Source organism: [Enterobacter] lignolyticus SCF1, from assembly GCF_000164865.1.
GTDB lineage: Bacteria > Pseudomonadota > Gammaproteobacteria > Enterobacterales > Enterobacteriaceae > Enterobacter_B > Enterobacter_B lignolyticus.
Window position 1 is genome coordinate 860,465 of record NC_014618.1, and the last position, 23,698, is coordinate 884,162.

Annotated in this window: 22 protein-coding genes and 1 other RNA gene; 15 read left to right on the forward strand and 8 right to left on the reverse strand. The window is 58.2% G+C overall.

The window, feature by feature from the left end:
• Positions 1–76 precede the first annotated feature (76 nt).
• The 7 genes from epd to srsR all read left to right on the forward strand — a co-directional run bounded on the left by epd (position 77) and on the right by srsR (position 7,163).
• Positions 77–1,096 (forward strand): erythrose-4-phosphate dehydrogenase, encoded by a 1,020-nt coding sequence (gene epd, locus ENTCL_RS04135; protein WP_013364853.1) that lies wholly within the window; start codon positions 77–79, stop codon positions 1,094–1,096.
• 51 nt (positions 1,097–1,147) lie between these two features.
• On the forward strand, positions 1,148–2,311 hold the full coding sequence (pgk, locus tag ENTCL_RS04140; protein WP_013364854.1) for a phosphoglycerate kinase: 1,164 nt from the start codon (positions 1,148–1,150) through the stop codon (positions 2,309–2,311).
• A 97-nt stretch (positions 2,312–2,408) separates the two neighbouring features.
• A complete protein-coding gene (fbaA, locus tag ENTCL_RS04145) occupies positions 2,409–3,488 on the forward strand; it encodes a class II fructose-bisphosphate aldolase (protein WP_013364855.1) in 1,080 nt (359 codons plus the stop codon).
• A 189-nt stretch (positions 3,489–3,677) separates the two neighbouring features.
• On the forward strand, positions 3,678–4,538 hold the full coding sequence (mscS, locus tag ENTCL_RS04150) for a small-conductance mechanosensitive channel MscS (protein WP_013364856.1): 861 nt from the start codon (positions 3,678–3,680) through the stop codon (positions 4,536–4,538).
• A 143-nt stretch (positions 4,539–4,681) separates the two neighbouring features.
• The gene (gene argO, locus ENTCL_RS04155) at positions 4,682–5,317 is read left to right on the forward strand and encodes an arginine exporter ArgO (RefSeq protein ID WP_013364857.1); all 636 of its coding nucleotides are present in this window, start codon (positions 4,682–4,684) and stop codon (positions 5,315–5,317) included.
• Between the two features lie 89 nt (positions 5,318–5,406).
• Positions 5,407–6,138, forward strand: coding sequence for an oxidative stress defense protein (locus ENTCL_RS04160; protein WP_013364858.1), 732 nt, complete (start codon positions 5,407–5,409; stop codon positions 6,136–6,138).
• A gap of 128 nt (positions 6,139–6,266) precedes the next feature.
• The gene (gene srsR / locus ENTCL_RS04165) at positions 6,267–7,163 is read left to right on the forward strand and encodes a LysR family transcriptional regulator SrsR (protein WP_013364859.1); all 897 of its coding nucleotides are present in this window, start codon (positions 6,267–6,269) and stop codon (positions 7,161–7,163) included.
• Here srsR and ENTCL_RS04170 read toward each other — a convergent pair.
• The 5 genes from ENTCL_RS04170 to argP form a co-directional block, all read right to left on the reverse strand.
• Entirely contained in the window at positions 7,160–8,638 is a 1,479-nt protein-coding gene (locus ENTCL_RS04170) for an acetyl-CoA hydrolase/transferase family protein (RefSeq protein ID WP_013364860.1), read from the reverse strand. The two genes, srsR and ENTCL_RS04170, sit on opposite strands and share 4 nt — an antisense overlap.
• A 21-nt stretch (positions 8,639–8,659) precedes the next feature.
• Positions 8,660–9,445, reverse strand: a complete 786-nt coding sequence (scpB, locus tag ENTCL_RS04175; protein ID WP_013364861.1) for a methylmalonyl-CoA decarboxylase — start codon at positions 9,443–9,445, stop codon at positions 8,660–8,662.
• 10 nt (positions 9,446–9,455) lie between these two features.
• Positions 9,456–10,451, reverse strand: coding sequence for a methylmalonyl Co-A mutase-associated GTPase MeaB (gene meaB, locus ENTCL_RS04180; RefSeq protein ID WP_013364862.1), 996 nt, complete (start codon positions 10,449–10,451; stop codon positions 9,456–9,458).
• Positions 10,444–12,588 carry a methylmalonyl-CoA mutase gene (scpA, locus tag ENTCL_RS04185; protein WP_013364863.1) on the reverse strand — a complete coding sequence of 715 codons (2,145 nt, stop codon included), beginning with the start codon at positions 12,586–12,588 and terminating at the stop codon, positions 10,444–10,446. The genes meaB and scpA overlap by 8 nt, the downstream gene beginning before the upstream one ends.
• Positions 12,589–12,811: 223 nt before the next feature.
• Positions 12,812–13,705 carry a DNA-binding transcriptional regulator ArgP gene (argP, locus tag ENTCL_RS04190; RefSeq protein WP_013364864.1) on the reverse strand — a complete coding sequence of 298 codons (894 nt, stop codon included), beginning with the start codon at positions 13,703–13,705 and terminating at the stop codon, positions 12,812–12,814.
• A 160-nt stretch (positions 13,706–13,865) separates the two neighbouring features.
• Here argP and rpiA point away from each other — a divergent pair, with 160 nt between their 5' ends.
• Together rpiA and serA are read left to right on the forward strand one after the other, a co-directional pair.
• On the forward strand, positions 13,866–14,525 hold the full coding sequence (gene rpiA / locus ENTCL_RS04195) for a ribose-5-phosphate isomerase RpiA (RefSeq protein WP_013364865.1): 660 nt from the start codon (positions 13,866–13,868) through the stop codon (positions 14,523–14,525).
• A 264-nt stretch (positions 14,526–14,789) separates the two neighbouring features.
• Positions 14,790–16,022 carry a phosphoglycerate dehydrogenase gene (serA, locus tag ENTCL_RS04200; protein WP_013364866.1) on the forward strand — a complete coding sequence of 411 codons (1,233 nt, stop codon included), beginning with the start codon at positions 14,790–14,792 and terminating at the stop codon, positions 16,020–16,022.
• A 45-nt stretch (positions 16,023–16,067) separates the two neighbouring features.
• On the opposite strand, the gene ENTCL_RS04205 is transcribed toward serA, so the two are convergent.
• The 3 genes from ENTCL_RS04205 to zapA all read right to left on the reverse strand — a co-directional run bounded on the left by ENTCL_RS04205 (position 16,068) and on the right by zapA (position 17,237).
• On the reverse strand, positions 16,068–16,664 hold the full coding sequence (locus ENTCL_RS04205) for a 5-formyltetrahydrofolate cyclo-ligase (RefSeq protein WP_013364867.1): 597 nt from the start codon (positions 16,662–16,664) through the stop codon (positions 16,068–16,070).
• Positions 16,665–16,682: 18 nt separating this feature from the next.
• Positions 16,683–16,866: non-coding RNA, 6S RNA (gene ssrS, locus ENTCL_RS22635), on the reverse strand.
• A 41-nt stretch (positions 16,867–16,907) separates the two neighbouring features.
• Positions 16,908–17,237 (reverse strand): cell division protein ZapA, encoded by a 330-nt coding sequence (gene zapA, locus ENTCL_RS04210; protein ID WP_013364868.1) that lies wholly within the window; start codon positions 17,235–17,237, stop codon positions 16,908–16,910.
• Between the two features lie 167 nt (positions 17,238–17,404).
• Between zapA and ENTCL_RS04215 the strand changes: the two genes are divergently transcribed.
• The 6 genes from ENTCL_RS04215 (at position 17,405) to gcvH (ending at position 23,629) form a co-directional block, all read left to right on the forward strand.
• Positions 17,405–17,983, forward strand: coding sequence for a YecA/YgfB family protein (locus ENTCL_RS04215; protein WP_125452028.1), 579 nt, complete (start codon positions 17,405–17,407; stop codon positions 17,981–17,983).
• Between the two features lie 21 nt (positions 17,984–18,004).
• Positions 18,005–19,318, forward strand: coding sequence for a Xaa-Pro aminopeptidase (gene pepP, locus ENTCL_RS04220; protein WP_013364870.1), 1,314 nt, complete (start codon positions 18,005–18,007; stop codon positions 19,316–19,318).
• A complete protein-coding gene (ubiH, locus tag ENTCL_RS04225; RefSeq protein ID WP_013364871.1) occupies positions 19,315–20,481 on the forward strand; it encodes a 2-octaprenyl-6-methoxyphenyl hydroxylase in 1,167 nt (388 codons plus the stop codon). Before pepP ends, ubiH begins: the two co-directional genes overlap by 4 nt.
• Before the next feature lie 11 nt (positions 20,482–20,492).
• The gene (ubiI, locus tag ENTCL_RS04230) at positions 20,493–21,695 is read left to right on the forward strand and encodes an FAD-dependent 2-octaprenylphenol hydroxylase (protein WP_013364872.1); all 1,203 of its coding nucleotides are present in this window, start codon (positions 20,493–20,495) and stop codon (positions 21,693–21,695) included.
• A gap of 421 nt (positions 21,696–22,116) precedes the next feature.
• The gene (gcvT, locus tag ENTCL_RS04235; protein ID WP_013364873.1) at positions 22,117–23,211 is read left to right on the forward strand and encodes a glycine cleavage system aminomethyltransferase GcvT; all 1,095 of its coding nucleotides are present in this window, start codon (positions 22,117–22,119) and stop codon (positions 23,209–23,211) included.
• A 28-nt stretch (positions 23,212–23,239) separates the two neighbouring features.
• Positions 23,240–23,629 carry a glycine cleavage system protein GcvH gene (gene gcvH / locus ENTCL_RS04240; protein WP_013364874.1) on the forward strand — a complete coding sequence of 130 codons (390 nt, stop codon included), beginning with the start codon at positions 23,240–23,242 and terminating at the stop codon, positions 23,627–23,629.
• Positions 23,630–23,698 lie beyond the last annotated feature (69 nt).

Genomic DNA, 23,698 nt, shown 5'->3' on the forward strand with positions numbered 1-23,698 from the left:
GCGAGGATTCCCCTCGGTGCGTTGCTGGATTACTCTGTCAGCCACCTCAACTCAGGGATAGCCTTGCAGGAGACCTATGACCGTACGCGTAGCGATTAATGGCTTCGGTCGCATTGGACGTAACGTGGTTCGTGCTCTGTATGAATCCGGACGTCGTGCGGAAATCACCGTGGTGGCAATCAATGAACTGGCGGATGCTGCGGGCATCGCGCATTTGTTGAAATATGACACCAGCCATGGGCGCTTTGCCTGGGATGTTCGCCAGGATCGTGAGCAATTGTTTGTCGGCGACGATGCCATTCGCCTGCTGCACGAGCGCAGTATTGACGCTCTGCCATGGAGCGAACTGAATATTGACGTGGTGCTGGACTGTACCGGCGTGTACGGCAGCCGTGCCGATGGCGAAGCCCATCTGGCTGCCGGGGCGAGAAAAGTGCTGTTCTCACACCCGGGCGGCAACGATCTTGATGCGACGGTGGTGTATGGCGTGAACCATGACCAGCTTGCTCCCGAACACCGTATCGTCTCAAACGCCTCCTGCACCACCAACTGCATTATTCCCGTCATTAAACTGTTAGATGATGCCTGGGGCATTGAATCGGGGACCGTGACGACTATTCACTCTGCCATGCATGACCAGCAGGTGATTGACGCCTACCACCCTGATTTACGACGCACCCGCGCGGCCAGCCAGTCTATTATTCCTGTGGACACGAAGCTGGCGGCGGGTATCACCCGTATTTTTCCGCAGTTTAACGATCGTTTTGAAGCCATCGCCGTGCGTGTGCCGACCATAAATGTGACGGCAATCGATCTTAGCGTGACGGTGAAAAAACCTGTAAAAGCCTGTGAAGTCAATGCGTTGCTGCAAAAAGCAGCGCTGGGGGCATTTCATGGTATAGTTGACTATACGGAATTACCGTTGGTCTCAACAGATTTTAACCACGATCCGCACAGCGCCATTGTCGATGGCACGCAGACGCGGGTGAGTGGTTCGCACCTGATCAAAACGCTGGTCTGGTGTGATAACGAATGGGGTTTCGCTAACCGGATGCTCGACACGACGTTAGCGATGGCCGCACAAGGTTTCAGGTAAAGCGCTCAGGCGCTTGCAAAACTTTATCAAGAATCAACGAGAGGATTCACCATGTCTGTAATTAAGATGACCGATCTGGATCTGGCTGGTAAACGCGTTTTCATCCGTGCCGATCTGAACGTACCGGTTAAAGATGGCAAAGTTACCAGCGACGCGCGTATCCGTGCCTCCCTGCCGACCATCGAGCTGGCCCTGAAGCAAGGCGCTAAAGTGATGGTGACTTCTCACCTGGGTCGTCCGACCGAAGGCGAGTACAACGAAGAATTCTCTCTGCTGCCGGTTGTTAATTACCTGAAAGACAAGCTGTCCAACCCGGTTCGCCTGGTCAAAGATTACCTGGACGGCGTTGACGTCGCTGCCGGCGAGCTGGTGGTTCTGGAAAACGTTCGCTTCAACAAAGGCGAGAAGAAAGACGACGAAGCGCTGTCCAAAAAATACGCCGCGCTGTGCGACGTGTTCGTCATGGACGCTTTCGGCACCGCGCACCGCGCGCAGGCGTCCACCCACGGTATCGGCAAATTTGCTGACGTTGCCTGTGCAGGCCCGCTGCTGGCGGCTGAACTGGACGCGCTGGGCAAAGCGCTGGGCAACCCGGCTCGCCCGATGGTGGCTATCGTTGGCGGTTCTAAAGTGTCTACCAAGCTGACCGTTCTGGATTCCCTGTCTAAAATCGCCGATCAGCTGATCGTCGGCGGCGGCATCGCGAACACCTTCGTTGCCGCTCAGGGCCACAACGTGGGCAAATCCCTGTACGAAGCTGACCTGGTTGACGAAGCGAAGCGTCTGCTGACCACTTGCGATATCCCGGTTCCGTCTGACGTGCGCGTAGCGACCGAGTTCTCTGAAACCGCAACCGCAACCCTGAAATCTGTTAACGACATCAAAGATGAAGAGCAGATTCTGGACCTCGGCGACGTTTCTGCGCAGAAACTGGCTGAAATCCTGAAAAACGCAAAAACTATCCTGTGGAACGGCCCGGTGGGCGTGTTCGAATTCCCGAACTTCCGCAAAGGTACTGAAATTGTTGCTAACGCCATCGCCGACAGCGACGCGTTCTCCATCGCAGGCGGCGGCGACACTCTGGCGGCTATCGACCTGTTCGGTATCGCCGACAAAATCTCCTACATCTCCACTGGCGGCGGCGCATTCCTCGAATTCGTGGAAGGCAAAGTGCTGCCAGCTGTGGCGATGCTCGAAGAGCGCGCTAAGAAGTAAGTTTGTTCAGGCGGGGAAACCCGCCTGTTTTTCAGCGCGCTGAAAGGCTCGCTTACCCGTTTCAACGGTCGAAGATACAGATACAGGACTACGTAACATGTCTAAAATTTTTGATTTCGTAAAACCGGGCGTGATCACTGGTGATGACGTTCAGAAAGTGTTCCAGGTAGCAAAAGAAAACAACTTTGCTCTGCCGGCAGTTAACTGCGTGGGCACTGACTCCATCAACGCTGTTCTGGAAACTGCGGCAAAAGCGAAAGCGCCGGTTATCGTTCAGTTCTCCAACGGCGGCGCTTCCTTCATCGCGGGCAAAGGCGTGAAAACCGACGTTCCTCAGGGCGCGGCGATCATGGGCGCTATCTCTGGCGCGCACCACGTTCACCAGATGGCTGAGCACTACGGTGTTCCGGTTATCCTGCACACTGACCACTGCGCGAAGAAACTGCTGCCGTGGATCGACGGTCTGCTGGACGCGGGCGAAAAACATTTCGCTGCGACCGGTAAGCCGCTGTTCTCTTCTCACATGATCGACCTGTCCGAAGAGTCTCTGGAAGAGAACATTGAAATCTGCTCCAAATACCTGGCGCGCATGTCCAAAATGGGCATGACCCTGGAAATCGAACTGGGTTGCACCGGTGGTGAAGAAGACGGCGTGGACAACAGCCACATGGACGCTTCCGCACTGTACACCCAGCCGGAAGACGTTGACTACGCGTACACTGAGCTGAGCAAAATCAGCCCGCGTTTCACCATCGCGGCATCCTTCGGTAACGTACACGGCGTTTACAAGCCGGGCAACGTGGTGCTGACGCCGACCATCCTGCGCGATTCTCAGGACTATGTTTCTAAGAAACACAACCTGCCGCACAACAGCCTGAACTTCGTCTTCCACGGCGGTTCCGGTTCTACTGCAAAAGAAATCAAAGACTCCGTAAGCTACGGCGTAGTGAAAATGAACATCGATACCGACACCCAGTGGGCAACCTGGGAAGGTATCCTGAACTACTACAAAACCAACGAAGCTTACCTGCAGGGTCAGCTGGGCAACCCGAAAGGCGAAGACCAGCCGAACAAGAAATACTACGATCCGCGCGTATGGCTGCGTGCCGGTCAGACGTCTATGATCACCCGCCTGGAGCAGGCATTCAAAGAACTGAACGCGATCGACGTTCTTTAATCTTTGTCTGAAAAATAGACGAAAGCCCGCTGCAAAGCGGGCTTTTTTATTGTCTGTACCGCAGAATGATAGCGTCCATTTTTGTGACCAACTTGGCAAAATCAACGATTATTGTTTACTCTTAGCCGCTCACCTGTCATCCCGGTAGGGTATTTATTGCCCGGCGGGCAGCCATAAAAGGAATATGTAATGGAAGATTTAAACGTTATCGACGGCATAAATAACGCAGGATCGTGGTTAGTACGCAATCAGGAATTACTGCTGAGCTACGCGGTGAATATCGTCGCGGCAATCGCAATTGTTATTGTCGGTCTGATTGTCGCCCGCGTGGTGTCCGGTACGGTAAACCGCCTGATGCTGGCGCGTAAAATCGACGCCACCGTCGCAGATTTTCTTTCCGCGCTGGTGCGTTATGCGATTGTTGCCTTTACCCTGATTGCGGCGCTTGGCCGCGTCGGCGTGCAGACGGCCTCCGTGATCGCGGTGCTCGGCGCCGCCGGTCTGGCCGTCGGTCTGGCGCTGCAGGGCTCGCTGTCAAACCTTGCCGCTGGCGTATTGCTGGTGATGTTCCGTCCGTTCCGCGCCGGTGAATATGTCGACCTTGGCGGCGTGGCCGGTACCGTGCTGAGCGTGCAGATTTTCTCGACGACGATGCGTACGCTGGACGGCAAAATTGTCGTTATCCCCAACGGCAAAATTATCGCCGGCAACATCATCAACTTTTCCCGTGAGCCGGTCCGCCGCAACGAATTTATTATCAGCGTGGCCTACGATTCGGATATTGATAAAGTGAAGCAGCTGCTGACCGCGATTATCGAGTCGGACGATCGTATTCTCAAAGACCGTGAAATGACCGTGCGTCTGAACGAGCTTGCGGCATCCTCCATTAACTTTGTCGTACGCGCCTGGAGCAAGAGCGGCGACCTGCAAAACGTGTACTGGGACGTGCTGGAGCGTATTAAGCGTGATTTTGACGCTAACGGCATTACCTTCCCGCATCAGCAGATGGATGTCCATTTTAAGAACGCGCAGAAGCCCGTTAACGAATAAAACGCAAAGGCCGGAGCGGTTCCGGCCTTTTTTCTGTATCGCATCATTAATATCACTTATTAATGATTAATATTATCAATTTCCGCTAATAATTTTCTCGCGCTATAGTCTGCACCATTAACGAACTGGACGAGAAACTCATTGTGATATCCTATTTTTTTCAAGGGCTTGCTCTCGGCGCCGCCATGATCCTTCCATTGGGGCCGCAGAATGCGTTTGTCATGAATCAGGGCATTCGTCGGCAGTACCACGTGATGATCGCCTTTCTGTGCGCCATGAGCGATATGCTGCTTATCAGCGCCGGGATCTTCGGCGGCAGCGCGCTGCTGATGCAGTCGCCGTGGCTGCTGGCGCTGATCACCTGGGGCGGTGTGGCGTTTTTGCTGTGGTACGGGTTCGGCGCGTTTCGTACGGCGCTGGGCAGTAATATTGAGCTCGCCAGCGCGGAGGTGATGAAGCAGGGGCGCTGGAAGATTATCGCCACCATGCTGGCAGTAACCTGGCTTAACCCGCACGTCTATCTGGACACGTTTGTGGTGCTGGGCAGCGTCGGCGGGCAGATGGACGTTGAGCCGAAGCGCTGGTTTGCGCTGGGCACCGTCAGCGCCTCGTTTCTGTGGTTTTTTGGCCTGGCGCTGCTGGCGGCCTGGCTTGCGCCGCGTCTGCGTACTGCCAGGGCGCAGCGGATAATCAACCTGCTGGTGGGAACGGTGATGTGGTTTATTGCCTTCCAGTTAGCAAAAGAGGGCGTCCTGCACGTTCACGCATTGTTCAACTAATCCTTATCTTATGGACATTAACCCGTCACAGGCTAAGCTTGCTGGCATGCGTCCCGTTTCGGGTGAATACGTAACATGGAGGAACGACAGTGAAGTTTAAAGTGATGGCCCTCGCGGCATTAATCGGAGTAAGCGCGATGTCGGTACAGGCAAACGAGTTGCCGGATGGTCCGCATATTGTCACCTCAGGTACCGCAAGCGTTGATGCCGTACCGGATATTGCTACGCTGGCAATCGAAGTTAACGTCGCGGCGAAGGATGCGGCATCCGCCAAAAAACAGGCGGATGACCGCGTCGCTCAGTATCTCTCGTTCCTGGAGCAAAACGGCATTGCCAGGAAAGACATCAACTCCGCGAATCTGCGCACCCAGCCTGACTACGACTACCAGAACGGTAAAAGCATTCTGAAAGGCTACCGCGCCGTACGTACCGTTGAGGTGACGCTGCGCCAGCTCGATAAGCTGAACTCGCTGCTGGACGGGGCGCTGAAGGCCGGTCTGAACGAGATTCGCTCGGTATCGTTGGGCGTTGCGCAACCGGAAGCGTATAAGGATAAGGCGCGCAAGGCGGCGATTGATAACGCTATTCATCAGGCAAAAGAGCTGGCGTCCGGCTTTAATGCGACGCTTGGCCCGGTCTATAGCGTGCGCTACCACGTTTCTAACTATCAGCCGAGCCCGATGGTGCGGATGATGAAGGCCGATGCGGCGCCGGTTTCCGCACAGGAAACCTACGAGCAGCCGACCATCCAGTTTGACGACCAGGTCGACGTCGTCTTCCAGATGCAGCCTGCGGCAACCCCGCAGCAGGTCAAGCAATAAACTTCTGCGCCCGGCAGCGCTGCCGGGCTTCCTCGTTATTCTGTGTACAACTGTAAAAATGCGACGTCGCATCCAGTCTTTTTCTTTGCCGTCATGAGGATATGCATAGCGATTAATGAGGGATAGCCATGGATATTTTTATCTCAAAAAAGATGCGTAATTTCATCCTGCTGGCGCAAACCAATAATATTGCCAGGGCGGCTGAGAAAATACATATGACCGCATCGCCGTTTGGTAAAAGCATTTCGGCGCTGGAGGATCAGATTGGCTATACGCTGTTTACCCGCAAAGATAACAGCATCAGCCTGAACAAGGCGGGGCAGGAGCTGTACCAGAAACTGTTTCCGATTTATCAGCGCCTGTCGGCGATTGATAATGAAATTCACCACGCTGCGCACCGCTCGCGCAATATCGTGATCGGCATCGATAACACCTATCCGACGATTATTTTCGACCAGCTGATTAGCCTGGGCGATAAATACGACGGGGTGACCGCGCAGGCCGTCGAGTTCAGCGAGAATGGGGTCATCGACAACCTGTTTGACCGTCAGCTCGATTTTATCATCTCGCCGCAGCACGTCTCGTCGCGCGTGCAGGAGCTGGATAACCTGAACATCAGCGAGCTGGCGCCGCTGCGTCTGGGGTTTCTCGTTTCCCGTCGCTACGAGGAGAGGCAGCCGCAGGAGCTGCTGCGCGAACTGCCATGGCTGCAAATGCGCTTCCAGAACCGGGCCAATTTCGAGGCGATGCTGGATGCATATATGCGCCCGTGCGGCATTAACCCGACGATTATCTATCGCCCCTACAGCTTTATGGCGAAGATAAGCGCAGTCGAGCGCGGACAGTTTCTGACCGTGATCCCGCACTTTGCCTGGCGGCTGGTGAACCCGGCGAAGCTGAAATACTTTGATGCCCCCGGCAGCCCGATGTATATGCAGGAATACCTGTATTCGCTGAAAAATCACCGGTATACCGCCACGATGCTTCAGCATATTGCCGAAGATCGCGACGGTGAGGTGGGTTAGCCGAGCATCGAACCGTGTTCAAGAAGGTTGTGGTGCAGATCGAACGCGTGGCTGAGATCGTGATGGATGTGCCCGCCGGGCGCATTATCCAGATAGCGGTGCAGATAGTCCCGATAGAGCGGATGCGCGCAGTTGTCGATGATCGTCCGCGCGCGTTGCAGCGGCGAGAGTCCGCGCAGATCGGCGATCCCCTGCTCGGTGACGATCACCTTCACGCTGTGCTCGCTGTGGTCGACGTGGCTGCACATCGGGACGATCGTTGAGATCTTACCGTCTTTGGCGATAGACGGCGCCATGAAGATAGACAGGTAGGCGTTACGTTCAAAATCACCGCTGCCGCCGATGCCGTTCATCAGATTAACCCCAGCCACGTGCGTGGAGTTGGCGTGGCCGTAGATATCAAACTCCAGCCCGACGTTCAGCGCAATCACCCCCAGGCGGCGGATAATTTCCGGATTATTGGAAATTTCCTGCGGACGCAGCACAATCCGGCTGGCGAAGAAATCCATGTTATCGTAAATCTTTTGCAGGGAGTCGGCGGACACCGTCAGGCTGGAGGCGCTGGCGCCGGTGATTTTCCCCGTTTCCAGCAGGTGCACCACCGATTCCTGCAGCACTTCCGAATACATCATGAAGGACGGAATGTCCGGGTTTTCACCCAGCCGCGCCATCACCGCGTTGTTAATATTACCCACACCGCTTTGCAGCGGCAGGAACTCGGGCGGAATGCGCCCGCGCGCCATCTCTTCCAGCAGAAAGGTCACCACGTTATCGGCAATGTCCTGACAGATGGGATTGGTTTTATTGAGCACGTTTCCGGCATCGGGCAGTTCAGTATCCACCACCGCGACAATCTTCGCAGGATCGATGTGTACGTACCGGGTACCTACGCGATCCAGCGCATGGAAAATAGCCACGCTGTTACGCCGCGGCGGCGCGCCGGGGATCACGATATCGGCCAGTTCGGCCACGCGCGGGCTATGGTAATGATTAAGCTCAATGATCACTTTCCTGGCCCGCAGCAGCCACGTGGGCGCGTTGCCGATCCCGCTGGTGAGCCAGACCCGGCCGTCCGGGGCGATGGCCGAGGCTTCGATCACCGCGACGTCAATATCGCCAAAGAAGCCATAGTTGACCATCTGCGCCACTTCGCTCAGGTGCAGGTCTACAAATCGTACCTGCCCTTCGTTGATTTTTTGCCGCAGCCCGGAGGAGGTCTGATAAGGCGCGCGCCACGAGACGGCATCCGCGTCCGACAGGGCGTCATCGGCGGCCGCGCTGATGGACGCGCCCGTCAGCAAACGGATCTGAAAAGGCGTTTGCGCCTGATGCAGTTCGCGGGCGCGGCGGGCGATCGCCGCAGGCAGCGCCTTGGGCGATCCGGCGGGGGTAAAGCCGCTGAAGGCGACCATTGCGTTGTGCTCAATGAGCTCAGCCGCCTCGTCGGCGCTGAGCCGCGGCCAGGGTTCTTTCATCGCTATCTCCTTCCGCCCGGGTTAATGGCCCACGAAGTTGGGTTTACGTTTTTCCAGAAAAGCGTTCATCCCTTCCTGATAATCTTCGCTGTCGTAAACGGCGCGGCGCATCCCCTGAATTCGCTCGAACTCATCGGAATTCATAGTGTGCGCTTCGCCGAGCACGCGCAGCTCCTCCTTAATGACCGCGATCGCCAGCGGCGCTTTTTCCGAAATGTGGTGCGCCATCTGCAGCGTGAAATCCTCCAGCTCGTCGGCAGCGACGACGTGGTTGAGAATACCGACCGCCAGCGCGCGCTGGGCGGTGATAGGGGAGGCGGTGAAAATCAGCTCTTTGACGATATGGAAACCGGCGTCGCGGGTCAGGTTGTGGATACCGACCAGATTGTACGGAACGCCCAGGTTGACCGGCGTCATGGAGAACGTGGAGGTGCTGGCCGCGATGATCAGATCGGAGCTCATGATCATCTCAAACGCGCCGCCCCAGACGCTGCCCTCGACCATTGAGATAACCGGTTTTGGGTACTTCTGAATCATGCGGGTGATCTGGCGCAGCGGATCGTCATAAGAGAGCGGATCGCGCCGCCCGGTGGGCAGTTCATGGATGTCGTGACCGGCGGAGAACACCTTCGCGCCGCTGGGCGCGCGCAGGATAATGCAGCGAATATCCGGGCGATTGAGGTCGCTGAGCGCCAGTATAAGATCGTCAATAAACACTTTGCTCAGGGCGTTCAGCTTACGGGCGTAATTAAACTCAATGACCGCCACTTTCTGGATGATGACAACATTTACATATTGATAAGACATGATTTTCTCTTTATTCAAAGTAATGATTCTGAAGGTATTCGCTGATATGCCGCAGTCCGGTACGCGGTGAGAGGCTGTTGTTTTTAACGGCCTGCAGCGTCTGACGGTAGTAGCGGTCGAAATCGTCGCGGGCGAACAGCAGCTCTAGGGCCTGCGCTTCGGTCTGTTTTTGCAGCCAGTCCACCGCCTGCTGCTGGCGTACTTGCTGCAGTCGCCCGCTGGCGCCGAGCTGCGCTCTGAAATTGCAGATGGCCTGCCAGACCTCGTCGATTCCGCGCTTTTCCAGCGCGCTACAGCTCAGCACCTGCGGCTGCCACTCGGCATATTTACGCCGCAGAATGTGCAGCGCGCTCTCGTACATATGGCGGGCGATGGCGACGCGGTTATGGTTTTCACCGTCGTCCTTATTGATGACGATCAGGTCCGCCATCTCCATGATCCCTTTTTTGATGCCCTGCAGGTCGTCGCCGCCGCCGGCTATCTGCAGCGACACAAAACAGTCCACCATCCGGGCGACCTCTGTTTCCGACTGGCCGACGCCGACGGTTTCGACGATCACCACGTCGAAACCCGCCGCTTCGCACAGCAGCATCAGCTCCCGCGCCCGCAGGCAGGCGCCGCCCAGATGACCGCCGGAGGGCACCGGGCGGATAAAGGCGCCCTCTGCGCGCGCCAGTTCGGTCATTCGCGTTTTGTCGCCGAGAATGCTGCCGCCGCTGACTGGGCTGCTGGGGTCGACCGCAATCACCGCCACCCGCAGCCCCTGGCGGATCAGCAGCATGCCGAAGGCTTCCAGAAAGGTGCTCTTTCCGGCGCCCGGCGTGCCGGTGATGCCGAGGCGCAGCGCCTTGCCGCTAAAGGGCATAATGGCATCCAGCAGCCGGGTGCTCAGCGCCTGATGGCGAGGATGCTGGCTCTCGACCAGCGTCATGGCCTGGGCGAGGGTGGCCCGCTCGCCCAGACGCAAGCGCCGGACGGTGTCCGCAAGCGTCGCGTCGTTAATCATGATGTTGGCTTATCCGCATCAGCACGTCGCGCACGCTCTCCAGCATCGGCGTACCGGGGCCGTAAATGGCCGCCACGCCGTGCTCCTGCAGGAAGGCGTAGTCCTGCGGGGGGATCACGCCGCCGGCGATGACGCAGATATCGTCGCGTCCCCATTTTTTCAGCGCGGCAACCAGTTCAGGGATCAGCGTCTTGTGACCTGCCGCCAGCGAGGAGGCGCCAACCACGTGCACGTCGTTCTCTACCGCCAGGCGGGCTATCTCTTCCGGCGTGGAGAACATCGGGCTGAGATCGACATCGAAGCCGAGATCGGAATAGGCGCTGGCGATCACCTTGGCCCCGCGATCGTGGCCATCCTGGCCCATTTTGGCGATCAAAATGCGCGGACGCCGGCCGTTATCAGCCAGGAACCGTTCGGTTTGCGCAACAATGGCGTCAAACTCCTCGGCGGATTTATCGGACTGATGGTAGCTCTGCGCAATCACGCCGGTGACGCACTGGCTGGGGACCAGATAGCGGTCAAAGGCGGCTTCCAGCGCGTCGGAAATTTCGCCAAGCGTCGCGCGAACGCGGGCGGCGTTAACGGCGGCGGCCAGCAGGTTCTCATTGTGCTGCGCGGCGTGGGTCAGCGCCTTCAGCGCCGCTTTTACCGCGGCGTCGTCACGGGTGGCGCGGATGCGCTCCAGTGAGGAGATTTGCTCGTTGCGCACTTTGACGTTGTCGATTTCCAGTACCGCCGTGTCGTCTTCTTTCTCCAGCTTGTACTTGTTGACGCCGACGATAACGCGCTTGCCCTGGTCGATCAGCGATTGTTCCCGGGCGGAAGCCTCTTCAATCATCCGCTTCGGCAGCCCGGCTTCAATGGCTTTGGCCATTCCGCCCGCCTCGTCGATCTGCTGAACGATCGCCCGCGCCTGCTTCACAATCTGATCGGTCAGGGATTCGACGTAGTATGACCCGGCCAGCGGATCTACCGTGCGGCAGATCTCCGACTCTTCCTGAATGATTATCTGGGTGTTACGCGCAATGCGCGCGGAGAAGTCGGTGGGCAGACCGAGCGCTTCGTCAAACGCGTTGGTATGCAGCGACTGGGTGCCGCCAAGGGTGGCGCCGAGCGCTTCGATGGTGGTGCGGATCACGTTGTTGTACGGATCCTGCTCGGTCAGGCTCCAGCCGGAGGTCTGGCAGTGGGTGCGCAGGGCCAGGGATTTCGGATCGGTCGCGCCAAAGCCTTTGACCGCTTCGCTCCACAGGTAGCGGGCGGCGCGCAGCATCGCGACGTTCATAAACAGATCCATACCGATGCCAAAGAAGAACGACAGACGCGGGGCGAAGTCGTCAATTTTCAGCCCGGCGGACAGCGCGGCCTTGATGTATTCAATGCCGTCGGCCAGGGTAAAAGCGACCTGCTGCACGCAGTTGGCGCCCGCTTCGCCCATATGGTAGCCGCTGATGCTGATGGTGTTAAAACGCGGCATGTTGCCGGAGCACCAGGCGATAATGTCGGCAATAATGCGCATCGAAGGCTTCGGCGGGTATATGTAGGTGTTGCGGCACAGGTACTCTTTCAGAATATCATTCTGGATAGTCCCGGTGAGCTGCTCCGGCGCGACGCCTTGCTCTTCTGCCGCCACGATATAAAACGCCATCACCGGCAGCACCGCGCCGTTCATGGTCATCGAAACGGACATCTTATCCAGCGGGATCTGGTCGAACAGCACCTTCATATCTTCAACAGTATCAATCGCCACGCCCGCTTTGCCGACATCGCCCGCCACGCGCGGGTTATCAGAGTCATAGCCGCGGTGGGTGGCAAGGTCGAAGGCGACGGAGAGCCCTTTCTGCCCGGCGGCGAGGTTGCGGCGGTAGAAGGCGTTGGACTCTTTGGCGGTAGAAAACCCGGCGTACTGGCGAATGGTCCACGGCTGGGCGGTATACATGGTGGCGCGCGGGCCGCGAACGTAGGGCGGCAGGCCGGGAAGGGTGCCGGTGACTTCCAGATTATCGAGATCGGCCGCGGTGTACAGCGGCTTGATGGCAATACCTTCCGCCGTCTGTTTAACCAGCGCGTCGACGGTTTTTCCCCGCCGGCTGAGTTCCTTATTGGCAAGGGTTTGCCACTCCAGCAAGTCTGACATTTTTTGCTCCGTATTCCGCAATAAAAGTAGGGTATTGCAGATACGGTGAGCTTTTTACGCCACCTTGTCGCCAGCAAAAAATAGCCAACGATGCGTCGTTTTTTGCCGGGTGATATTATTTATTTTGTGATGAATTTCAAAGACGTGAAAAGAAAAAGAGAGGATGGCGAATAAGACGCGAAGCCTCTTACCCGCCGTTGCCGACGACCGGGTGCGGTCGGCGTTAATCCTGCCGCAATACCTTGTGCCCGTACTCCAGCAGCGCATCGGTGACGCGGCGCATCATGCGGCTTTCCGGCGCAAAACGGTGCCAGTACAGCATCCGGCGCTGGAACAGGCCCGGCGTCAGGTTAATCAGCTCGCCGCTTTCCAGTTCTTTCTCAATCTGCAGATGCGGGATCATACAGCAGGTGGTGCCCTGACGCGCCAGCTGCACGAATGCCTCAGAGGAGTTGACGATATGGCAGGGTACGCTGCCCGGCGGTAGGTCGAAGTTCTGCTGTAAAAACGCCTGGTGCATGTCGTCCAGGTGATCGAAGGCGACAACCGGCGCCTTTAGCAGGGCGGAGCGGGTGACGCCGTTTGGAAAATAGCGTTGCGCAAACGGCTTCGATGAGACGAACAGGTAGTCAAGCGCGCCAAGCTGATCGACCAGGCAGCTCGGCAGCGCCTGCGGCTGGATACTCACGGCGCCGACCACTTCCCCACGGCGCAAGCGCTCCTGGGTGCGGGTTTCATCTTCCACCTGCAGGTTGAGGCGGATAGGGGAGTCAGCCAGCACGCCGGCCAGCGCCGGCAGCAGCCAGGTCGCCAGGCTGTCGGCGTTGACCGCCAGCGACAGCAGCAGCGGCGTGGAGCCGGTTTGCTCATCGCCAAGCCACTCCTCTTCCAGCAGTTCTACCTGGCGCAGCAGCGCCAGCAGCTTTTGTCCCTGCTCGGTTGGGCGCGGCGGTACGGTACGCACCAGCAGAGGTTGCCCGAACATATTTTCCAGCTGTTTTATTCGCTGGGAGACGGCGGACTGCGTGATACATAGCTTTTGGGCGGCGCGTTCAAATCCACGTTCCCGAATGACCGCATCCAATGCCTGTAGTGTTCTGTAGTCCGGACGTTTCATCGCTATGATGGGCTCCTCAGTTGTGCGTTTGTATTTTCGTTTTTCAGCACTATGACATAAATTTCGCTTTGATACAGACCAAATTGCTGAACGCATCTGCCACATGGATTTCATGAATGTTCTATAATGCGCGACATCTGAAACAGCACAGGCAAAAACCATGACACAGGATGAACTGAAAAAAGCAGTTGGCTGGGCAGCGCTTCAATACGTACAGCCGGGCACGATTGTGGGGGTCGGCACCGGTTCTACCGCGGCGCATTTCATTGATGCGCTGGGCACCATGAAAGGTCAGATTGAGGGCGCGGTCTCCAGCTCGGATGCTTCTACCGCCAGGCTGAAAAGCCTGGGGATCACCGTGTTCGATCTCAACGAAGTCGACAGGCTTGGTATCTACGTTGACGGCGCGGACGAAATCAACGGCCATATGCAGATGATCAAGGGCGGCGGCGCGGCGCTGACCCGCGAGAAAATCATCGCCTCCGTGGCGGATAAATTCATCTGTATCGCAGATGCGTCCAAGCAGGTCGATATTCTGGGTAAATTCCCGCTGCCGGTTGAAGTGATCCCAATGGCCCGCAGCGCGGTTGCCCGCGAGCTGGTGAAGCTGGGCGGCCGCCCTGAATATCGTCAGGGCGTGGTGACCGACAACGGCAACGTCATTCTGGATGTGCATGGCCTGGAAATTCTTGACGCGGTTGCGCTGGAAAATGCGATTAACGGCATTCCGGGCGTGGTGACCGTGGGGCTGTTCGCCAACCGCGGCGCGGATGTGGCGCTTATCGGCACCGCCGACGGCGTGAAAACCATCGTGAAATGATCTGACGGGAGCCGTTCTGGCTCCCGTAAAAAATTTTTCCCAGGTGAAATTCGGTGACTTGTGTCACATTTTCTCTCTGCGCCTGGCGAACAACCTGTGCTTATTCTCAGACCCAGCATTTTATGCTGTCTTTTTCCGCTGGATGATATTTCTTCAGGCGGCCGACGCAAACGTTCATATTGCTGCAATAGTTTTTTTTGATATGTTGCTGAGGTGGACTTTCGTTCAACACAACATCAGAAATAAGACAGACAGGGCGGGGAAATGGCTAAGGTATCACTGGAAAAAGACAAAATTAAGTTTCTGCTGGTGGAAGGCGTGCATCAAAAAGCAATCGATAACCTTCGTGCGGCAGGGTACAGCAACATCGAGTTTCACAAAGGTGCGCTCGACAGCGAACAGCTGAAAGAGTCGATCCGTGATGCCCATTTCATCGGCCTGCGCTCCCGTACGCATCTGACGGAAGAGATTTTTGCCGCGGCCGAGAAGCTGGTTGCGGTGGGCTGCTTCTGCATCGGCACCAACCAGGTGGATCTTGACGCGGCGGCAAGGCGCGGCGTTCCGGTATTTAACGCGCCGTTCTCTAATACTCGCTCTGTGGCTGAGCTGGTGATCGGCGAGCTGCTGCTGCTGCTGCGCGGCGTGCCGGAGGCCAACGCCAAGGCGCACCGCGGCCTGTGGAATAAGCAGGCGGTCGGCTGTTTTGAAGCGCGCGGTAAAAAGCTGGGCATCATCGGCTACGGGCATATCGGCACCCAGCTGGGGATTCTGGCGGAATCGCTCGGGATGCACGTCTATTTTTACGATATCGAAAACAAGCTGCCGCTGGGCAACGCCACCCAGGTTCAGCACCTTTCCGATCTGCTGAACATGAGCGACGTCGTCAGCCTGCACGTGCCGGAAAACGCGTCGACCAAAGATATGATGGGGCACCAGGAGCTGGCGTTGATGAAGCCAGGCTCGCTGCTGATCAATGCCTCACGCGGCACCGTGGTGGATATCCCGGCGCTGTGCGATGCGCTGGCGCGCAAGCATCTCGCCGGGGCGGCTATCGACGTCTTCCCGACCGAACCTGCGACCAACAGCGATCCGTTCACCTCGCCGCTGTGCGAGTTTGATAACGTGATCCTGACACCGCATATCGGCGGTTCCACCCAGGAAGCGCAGGAGAACATCGGTCTGGAAGTGGCCGGCAAGCTGGCGAAATACTCCGATAACGGCTCAACGCTCTCCGCGGTGAACTTCCCGGAGGTATCGCTGCCGCTGCACGGCGGGCGTCGTCTGCTGCACATCCATGAGAACCGTCCGGGCGTGCTGACCTCGTTGAACCAGATCTTTGCCGACCAGGGCGTGAACATCGCGGCTCAGTATCTGCAAACCTCGCCGAAGATTGGCTACGTGGTTATTGATATTGAAGCGGATGAGGATATTGCGGAAAAAGCGCTGCTGAGCATGAAGGCGATTCCGGGAACCATTCGCGCGCGTCTGCTGTACTGATCTTGCCCGTGTGCCGGGTATGCGTCAGCGTACCCGGTCGTTATTTCACCAGCGCCACACCTTCGACGGCGTCACTACCGCAGGCAACGGAATATCCCATTTCTCCACCGGCAGGTCGTCGACCTGCTGGCAATCATGCGCATAGCCTACCGGATGCAGGCCATACTGCCGCCAGTTTTGCAGGGTCCTGTCGTAAAACCCGCCGCCCATGCCCAGACGCTGTCCGCTGGCATCGAACGCGACCAGAGGGGTTATCAGCACATCCAGCCGCTGCAGCGGCAGCACGTCGCGCACATCCAGCCGGGGCTCCTGAATTTTCAGACGATTGACCACCAGCTCGGAGGCCGGGTGATAATTGAGAAACAGCAGATGGCCCGGGCTAAACGGGTGCAGCACCGGGAGATAGACCCGTTTGCCGCTGCGCCAGAGCTGTTCAATCAGCGGCCGGGTGTCGAGCTCGCCGTCAAAAGAGAGAAACAGCGCGACCGTATGGGCCATGACCAGCGGCGGATACGCCATCATGCGGGCGGCGGCCTGTCGGGCAAAGTGCGTTTGTTGTTCGATGGTGAGCGCGCGGCGTCGTTGCCGGATGAGCTGGCGAATATGCTGTCTTGCTGAAGGGATATCAGACGATGCGATCATGGTAGTAGTATAAAGAAGGGAATCTCCGAGATGCCGCCGCAGGCTGTAACCCTTGAACCCTTGGTTCAAGGTGAATGCGTCGTCACAGTCTTAAGGCTTCTCGGACGAACCGAGCGTGCTCACCGACCGTGGAGCGCCACATTCTTGTGGTATGAAATATCGGCTCAGGGGACTGGCCCGCTTGCGAACATCTCAGAGAAATTTTGTCTTCAGGGTCACTCTACCACAGTTGGCCATGAAGTGTTATTCAAACTTTGGACCCGTTCGTTCGGTTATGCGACCCTGATCAAGCAATGCCTGTTCTATGGTCTGTTGGAGCATCCGAATACGTTGTTCCATGCTTGACGCGTAGTCACGCGTCTTCGCTCTTTCCTGAGTCAATTCATAGCTGATGTTGAGTGCGGCAATGAACACCAGCTGCTCAGTATTTGTGACTCTAGTGCGTTCTTTCAGATCTTGCAACCGCTGATTCAGATCGTCCGCGGCCTGATTCAGGGCATCCCTTTGTTCAGGCGGGCAATTCACTCGCAGTGAACGGCCAAAAATTTGGATATCGACGGGTTGTGCAGACATGCCACCTTCCTGCTGATTGACTGCGCGGCCTTCACGTCCCGTAGCGGGGTCTGCGAAGGGGCGACACTATAGCTACCCTGGTGTGAAGATACAAGCCCTTTTCTGGTATCACCAGGGTCCAAAGTGGTAGCATAACATGATATCCCTCCCAACGACGACGAATGCGCATGTCTATACAGAACGAAATGCCTGGTTACAACGAGTTGAACCAGTTACTGAACCAACAAGGGGTAGGCTTAACGCCTGCCGAGATGCATGGCCTGATCAGCGGCATTCTCTGCGGCGGCAATCAGGACAGCAGCTGGCTGCCGCTGGTCCATGACCTGACCAACGAAGGCCTGGCGTTCGGGCACGACCTGGCGCAGGCGCTGCGTAAAATGCATGCCGCAACCAGCGATGCGCTGGAAGACGATGGCTTCCTGTTCCAGCTGTATATGCCGGACGGCGACGACGTCAGCGTCTTTGACCGCGCCGACGCGCTGGCAGGCTGGGTGAACCACTTCCTGCTCGGCCTTGGCGTGACGCAGCCGAAGCTCGACAAAGTGCAGGGCGAGACCGGCGAAGCCATTGACGATCTGCGCAATATCGCCCAGCTCGGCTATGACGAAGACGAAGACCAGGAAGAGCTGGAGATGTCGCTGGAAGAGATCGTGGAATACGTCCGCGTTGCGGCGCTGCTGTGCCACGATACCTTTACGCGTCCGCAGCCGACGGCGCCGGAAGTACGCAAGCCGACGCTGCACTAAGAGAATGTGAATGGAGGTGTCATGAAACAGCAGGAATTTGACCGTCGACGCCAGGCGCTGCTGGCGCAAATGCAGCCGGGCAGCGCGGCGCTGATTTTTGCCGCGCCGGAAGCCGTGCGCAGCGCGGATACGGAATATCCCTATCGGCAAAATAGCGATTTCTGGTACTTCACCGGCTTTAACGAGCCGGAAGCGGTGCTGGTGCTGATTAAAAGCCATGACACCTACAACCACAGCGTTTTGTTTAACCGCGTGCGCGATCTGAGCGCGGAGATCTGGTTCGGGCGCCGCCTGGGCCAGGAAGCCGCTCCCGCGAAGCTGGGTGTCGATCGCGCGCTGCCTTTTAGCGAAATCAACCAGCAGCTGCATCAGCTGCTCAACGGGCTGGATGCCGTTTACCACGCCCAGGGCGAATACGCCTGGGCCGACGGCATCGTCCATGATGCGCTTGATAAGCTGCGCAAAGGCGCCCGGCAAAACCTGAAGGCGCCTGCCGTCATCATCGACTGGCGGCCGCTGGTGCACGAAATGCGCCTGTTTAAATCCGCCGCCGAGATTGAGATGATGCGTCGGGCGGGGGAAATCAGCGCGCTGGCGCACACCCGGGCGATGGAGAAGTGCCGTCCCGGTATGTTCGAGTTTCAGCTTGAAGGCGAGATCCTCCACGAATTTAACCGTCATGGCGCGCGTTTCCCTTCCTATAACACCATCGTAGGCGGCGGGGAAAATGGCTGCATTTTGCACTACACCGAAAATGAAGCGCCGCTGCGCGACGGCTCCCTGGTGCTGATCGATGCCGGCTGCGAGTTTAACGGTTATGCCGGCGACATCACCCGCACCTTCCCGGTCAATGGCCGGTTCACCCCGGCGCAGCGCGAGATTTACGATATCGTCCTTGAGTCGCTGGAGACGGCGCTGGCGCTGTACCGGCCGGGCACCAGCATGCAGGAGGTGACCCGCGCGGTGGTGCGCGTGATGGTTACCGGGCTTGCGCGGCTTGGCATCCTGAAGGGGGAGCTTGACCAGCTGATTATCGACAACGCCCACCGTCCCTTCTTTATGCACGGCCTGAGCCACTGGCTGGGGCTGGATGTTCACGACGTCGGCAACTACGGCGCGGACCGCTCGCGCCTGCTGGAACCGGGTATGGTGCTGACGGTTGAGCCGGGGCTGTATATCGCGCCGGATGCCGATGTTCCGGCGCAGTATCGCGGCATCGGCATTCGTATTGAAGACGATATCGTCATCACCGAAACCGGCAACGAGAACCTCACCGCCAGCGTGGTGAAAAAGGCCGACGATATCGAGGCGCTGATGGCGGCGCGTCAATCATGAGCGTGATTATCGTCGGCGGCGGCATGACCGGCGCGACGCTGGCGCTGGCGATTTCGCACTTAAGCCGCGGCCAGCAGCCGGTGCATCTGATTGAGGCGGTGGCGCCTGAGGCGCAGCAGCATCCGGGGTTTGACGCCCGGGCGATCGCGCTTGCCGCCGTCACCTGTCAGCAGCTGGCGCGCGTCGGAATCTGGCAGGCGATCGCCGATTGCGCAACCGCCATCCGTACCGTTCACGTCAGCGACAGGGGCCATGCGGGTTTTGTGACGCTGGATGCTCAGGACTACAGTCTGCCCGCGCTGGGGCAGGTTGTGGAGCTGCACGATGTCGGCCAGCGCCTCTTTGCGCTGCTGCGCAAAGCGCCCGGGGTCACGCTGCACTGTCCGGCGCGGGTGGCGGGTTTTACCCGCAGCCAGGCGCAGGTGAGCGTGACGCTGGACAGCGGCGCTACGGTGACCGGCAGGCTGCTGGTTGCGGCGGACGGCTCACGGTCCGCCCTCGGCGAACAGTGCGGCATCAGCTGGCAGCAGCAGCCGTATGGGCAGCTGGCGATGATTGCCAACGTTACAACGGCGCAGCCGCATAACGGCCGGGCGTTTGAGCGCTTTACCGAACATGGCCCGCTGGCGATGCTGCCGATGTCGGACGGACGCTGTTCGCTGGTGTGGTGCCACCCTCAGGCGCAGCGCGAGGCGATTCTCGGCTGGTCTGATGAACGTTTTTGTCATGAGCTACAGCAGGCGTTCGGCTGGCGGCTGGGGCGCATTACCCACGTCGGCGTTCGCCACGTCTACCCGCTGTCGCTGACGGTGGCGAGCAGAACCATTTCCCACCGTCTGGCGCTGGTCGGCAATGCGGCGCAAACCCTGCATCCGATTGCCGGGCAGGGCTTTAACCTCGGCCTGCGCGATGTGATGACCCTCGCGGAGATGCTGTCCCAGGCCGAAGACCCGGGCGATTACGCCCTGCTCGGTCGCTACCAGGACCGGCGCGCTGATGATAAAGCCGCGACCATCGGGGTGACGGATGGTCTGGTGCACCTGTTTGCCAACCGCTGGGCGCCGCTGGTGGCCGGGCGCAACGTCGGGCTGATGGCGATGGAATTATTTACTCCGGCGCGCGATGCGCTGGCGCAGCGTACCCTCGGCATGGTGGCGAGATAAGGAGTTACAGAGTGCAGAATGTTGATGTCGCGATTGTCGGCGGCGGTATGGTGGGGCTGGCGGTGGCCTGCGGGCTACAGGGGTGCGGGCTGCGGGTTGCCGTGCTGGAACAGAGTCAGCCGCAGCCGCTGGCCGTCGATGCTCCGCCCGCGCTGCGCGTGAGCGCAATCAATGCCGCCAGTGAAAAGCTGCTGGCCCGGCTGGACGTCTGGTCCGCTATCGTCGCACAGCGCGCAAGCTGCTATCACGGCATGGAGGTCTGGGATAAAGACAGCTTCGGGCGGATCGCGTTTGACGACCAGAGTATGGGGTTCAGCCATCTTGGACACATTATTGAAAACGCGGTGATCCATCAGGCGTTGTGGCAAAAAGCGCAGCGCTGCCAGGACGTGACGCTGCTGGCGCCCGCCGAGGTGCAGCAGGTCGCCTGGGGTGAAAACGAGGCGTTTCTGAGCCTCAAAGACGGCGACATGCTGACCGCAAGGCTGGTGGTCGGCGCCGACGGCGCGAACTCGTGGCTGCGCAACAAGGCGGATATCGCGCTGACCTCGTGGGACTATCGCCATCACGCGCTGGTCGCGACCGTCCGCACCGCCGAGCCGCATCAGGCCATTGCGCGCCAGGCGTTTCACGGCGACGGTATTCTGGCCTTCCTGCCGCTAAACGATCCGCACTTGTGCTCTATCGTCTGGTCGCTGTCGCCGCTGGAGGCCGAACAGATGAAAAATGCCGATGCCGCGGCCTTTAATCAGGCGCTGAATATCGCCTTTGATAATCGCCTGGGGCTGTGCGCCGTAGAGGGCGAACGGCAGGTGTTTCCGCTTACCGGACGTTACGCCCGGCAGTTTGCCGCGCATCGTCTGGCGCTGGTTGGCGACGCGGCCCACACCATCCATCCGCTGGCGGGACAGGGGGTCAATCTGGGCTTTATGGATGCCGCCGGGCTGATTGAAGAGCTCCGGCGCCTGCACGGGCAGGGCAAAGATATCGGCCAGCATTTCTATCTGCGCCGCTATGAGCGCAGCCGTAAACACAGCGCGGCCGTGATGCTGGCTGGAATGCAGGGATTCCGCGAACTGTTTGCCGGCGCCCATCCGGCGAAAAAGCTGCTGCGCGATATTGGCCTCAAGCTTGCCGATACGCTACCCGGCGTGAAGCCGCAGCTGATCCGCCAGGCGATGGGCCTCAACGATCTCCCCGCCTGGCTTCGTTAACTCCGTCACACTTCTCAACCCGGCCCTGGCGCCGGGTTCTTTTTCCTCGTTTGAAATATTCTAATTTCACCTCTTTTTTCGCATTAGTTTTATTTATCTGGCAAAAAATAAGATTGGGAAATTTAGGCTGATTTTCCGCATTAAATGTCACTCCGTGCGTAATTACATTCCTTGATGTTAATTTTATGTGGCGTTTATCGCAGTAAGGCAGTCAATCGTTCTGTAGAGTTTCCCGCGTATTTTGGTCATAAGCTAATGTGATGACCCATTTTCTCTTATGGTTTACTGCCGATATCGGTGGTAAGTTCAGACGAAAGAGAACGTTTGCGTCGGTACCCGGGAGCGGTGTCGACGCTGGGTTTCGTCGGTGAAAAATCGCCGGTGAAACGCCCGGTAGCCCTGTTTACTCAACGAGGAAAAGATGGCCCAACAGACGCCTTTGTATGAACAACACACGCTGTGCGGCGCACGTATGGTGGACTTTCACGGCTGGATGATGCCGCTGCATTATGGTTCGCAGATAGACGAGCACCATGCGGTTCGCACGGGGGCCGGTATGTTCGATGTGTCTCACATGACCATTGTCGATCTTCATGGCAGCCGCACCCGCGAGTTCCTGCGCTATTTGCTGGCCAATGACGTCGCGAAGCTGACCAAACCGGGCAAAGCGCTGTACTCCGGTATGCTCAATGCCTCCGGCGGGGTGATTGATGACCTGATTGTCTATTTCCTTACCGAAGATTATTTCCGCCTCGTCGTTAACTCCGCCACCCGTGAAAAAGACCTCGCCTGGATTACCCGGCATGCCGAACCGTACGGCATCGAGATCGTCGAGCGTGACGATCTGGCGCTGATCGCCGTTCAGGGGCCGCAGGCGCAGGCGAAAGCCGCAATGCTGTTCAGCGATGCGCAGCGCAGCGCCGTTGAGGGTATGAAGCCGTTCTTTGGCGTACAGACGGGCGATCTGTTTGTGGCGACCACGGGCTATACCGGTGAAGCGGGCTATGAAATTGCCATGCCGAACGAAAAGGCGGCGGATTTCTGGCGGGCGCTGGTGGAGGCCGGGGGGCAGCCCTGCGGTCTGGGCGCGCGCGATACGCTGCGTCTGGAAGCCGGTATGAACCTGTACGGCCAGGAGATGGATGAAAGCATCTCTCCGCTGGCGGCAAACATGGGCTGGACCATCGCCTGGGAACCGGCAGAGCGTAATTTTATCGGCCGCGAGGTGCTTGAAACGCAGCGCCAGCACGGTACCGAACAGCTGGTGGGTCTGGTGATGACCGAAAAAGGCGTACTGCGCGGCGAGCTGCCGGTCCGCTTTACCGACGCCCAGGGCAACCAGAAAGAAGGCATTATCACCAGCGGCACTTTCTCACCGACGCTGGGCTACAGCATTGCGTTGGCGCGCGTTCCTGCGGGCATTGGCGAGACTGCCGTGGTGCAGATCCGCAACCGTGAAATGCCGGTGAAAGTGACGAAACCCGTATTTGTACGCGGCGGCAAAGCCGTTGTGTAACTGATGATTATTTTTTGGAGAAAATTCAATGAGCAATGTACCTGCAGAACTGAAATACAGCAAAGAACACGAGTGGCTGCGTAAAGAAGCGGACGGCACCTACACCGTGGGCATCACCGAGCACGCTCAGGAGCTGCTGGGCGATATGGTTTTCGTAGACCTGCCGGACGTTGGCGCAACGGTAGCCGCGGGCGATGACTGCGCGGTAGCGGAATCCGTGAAGGCGGCATCCGACATCTACGCGCCGATTGGCGGGGAAATCGTGGCGGTTAACGAAGAGCTGAACGACTCTCCGGAACTGGTGAACAGCGAGCCGTACGCCGCAGGCTGGATCTTCCGCATTAAAGCCAGCGACGAAAGCCAGATTGCCGCCCTGCTGGACGCCAGCGCGTACGAAGCACTGTTAGAAGACGAATAACCGTTTGTCTCCCTCTCCCGCCCGGGAGAGGGAAAACCAAATTCACTGCACGTTTCAGGAATCATCGCT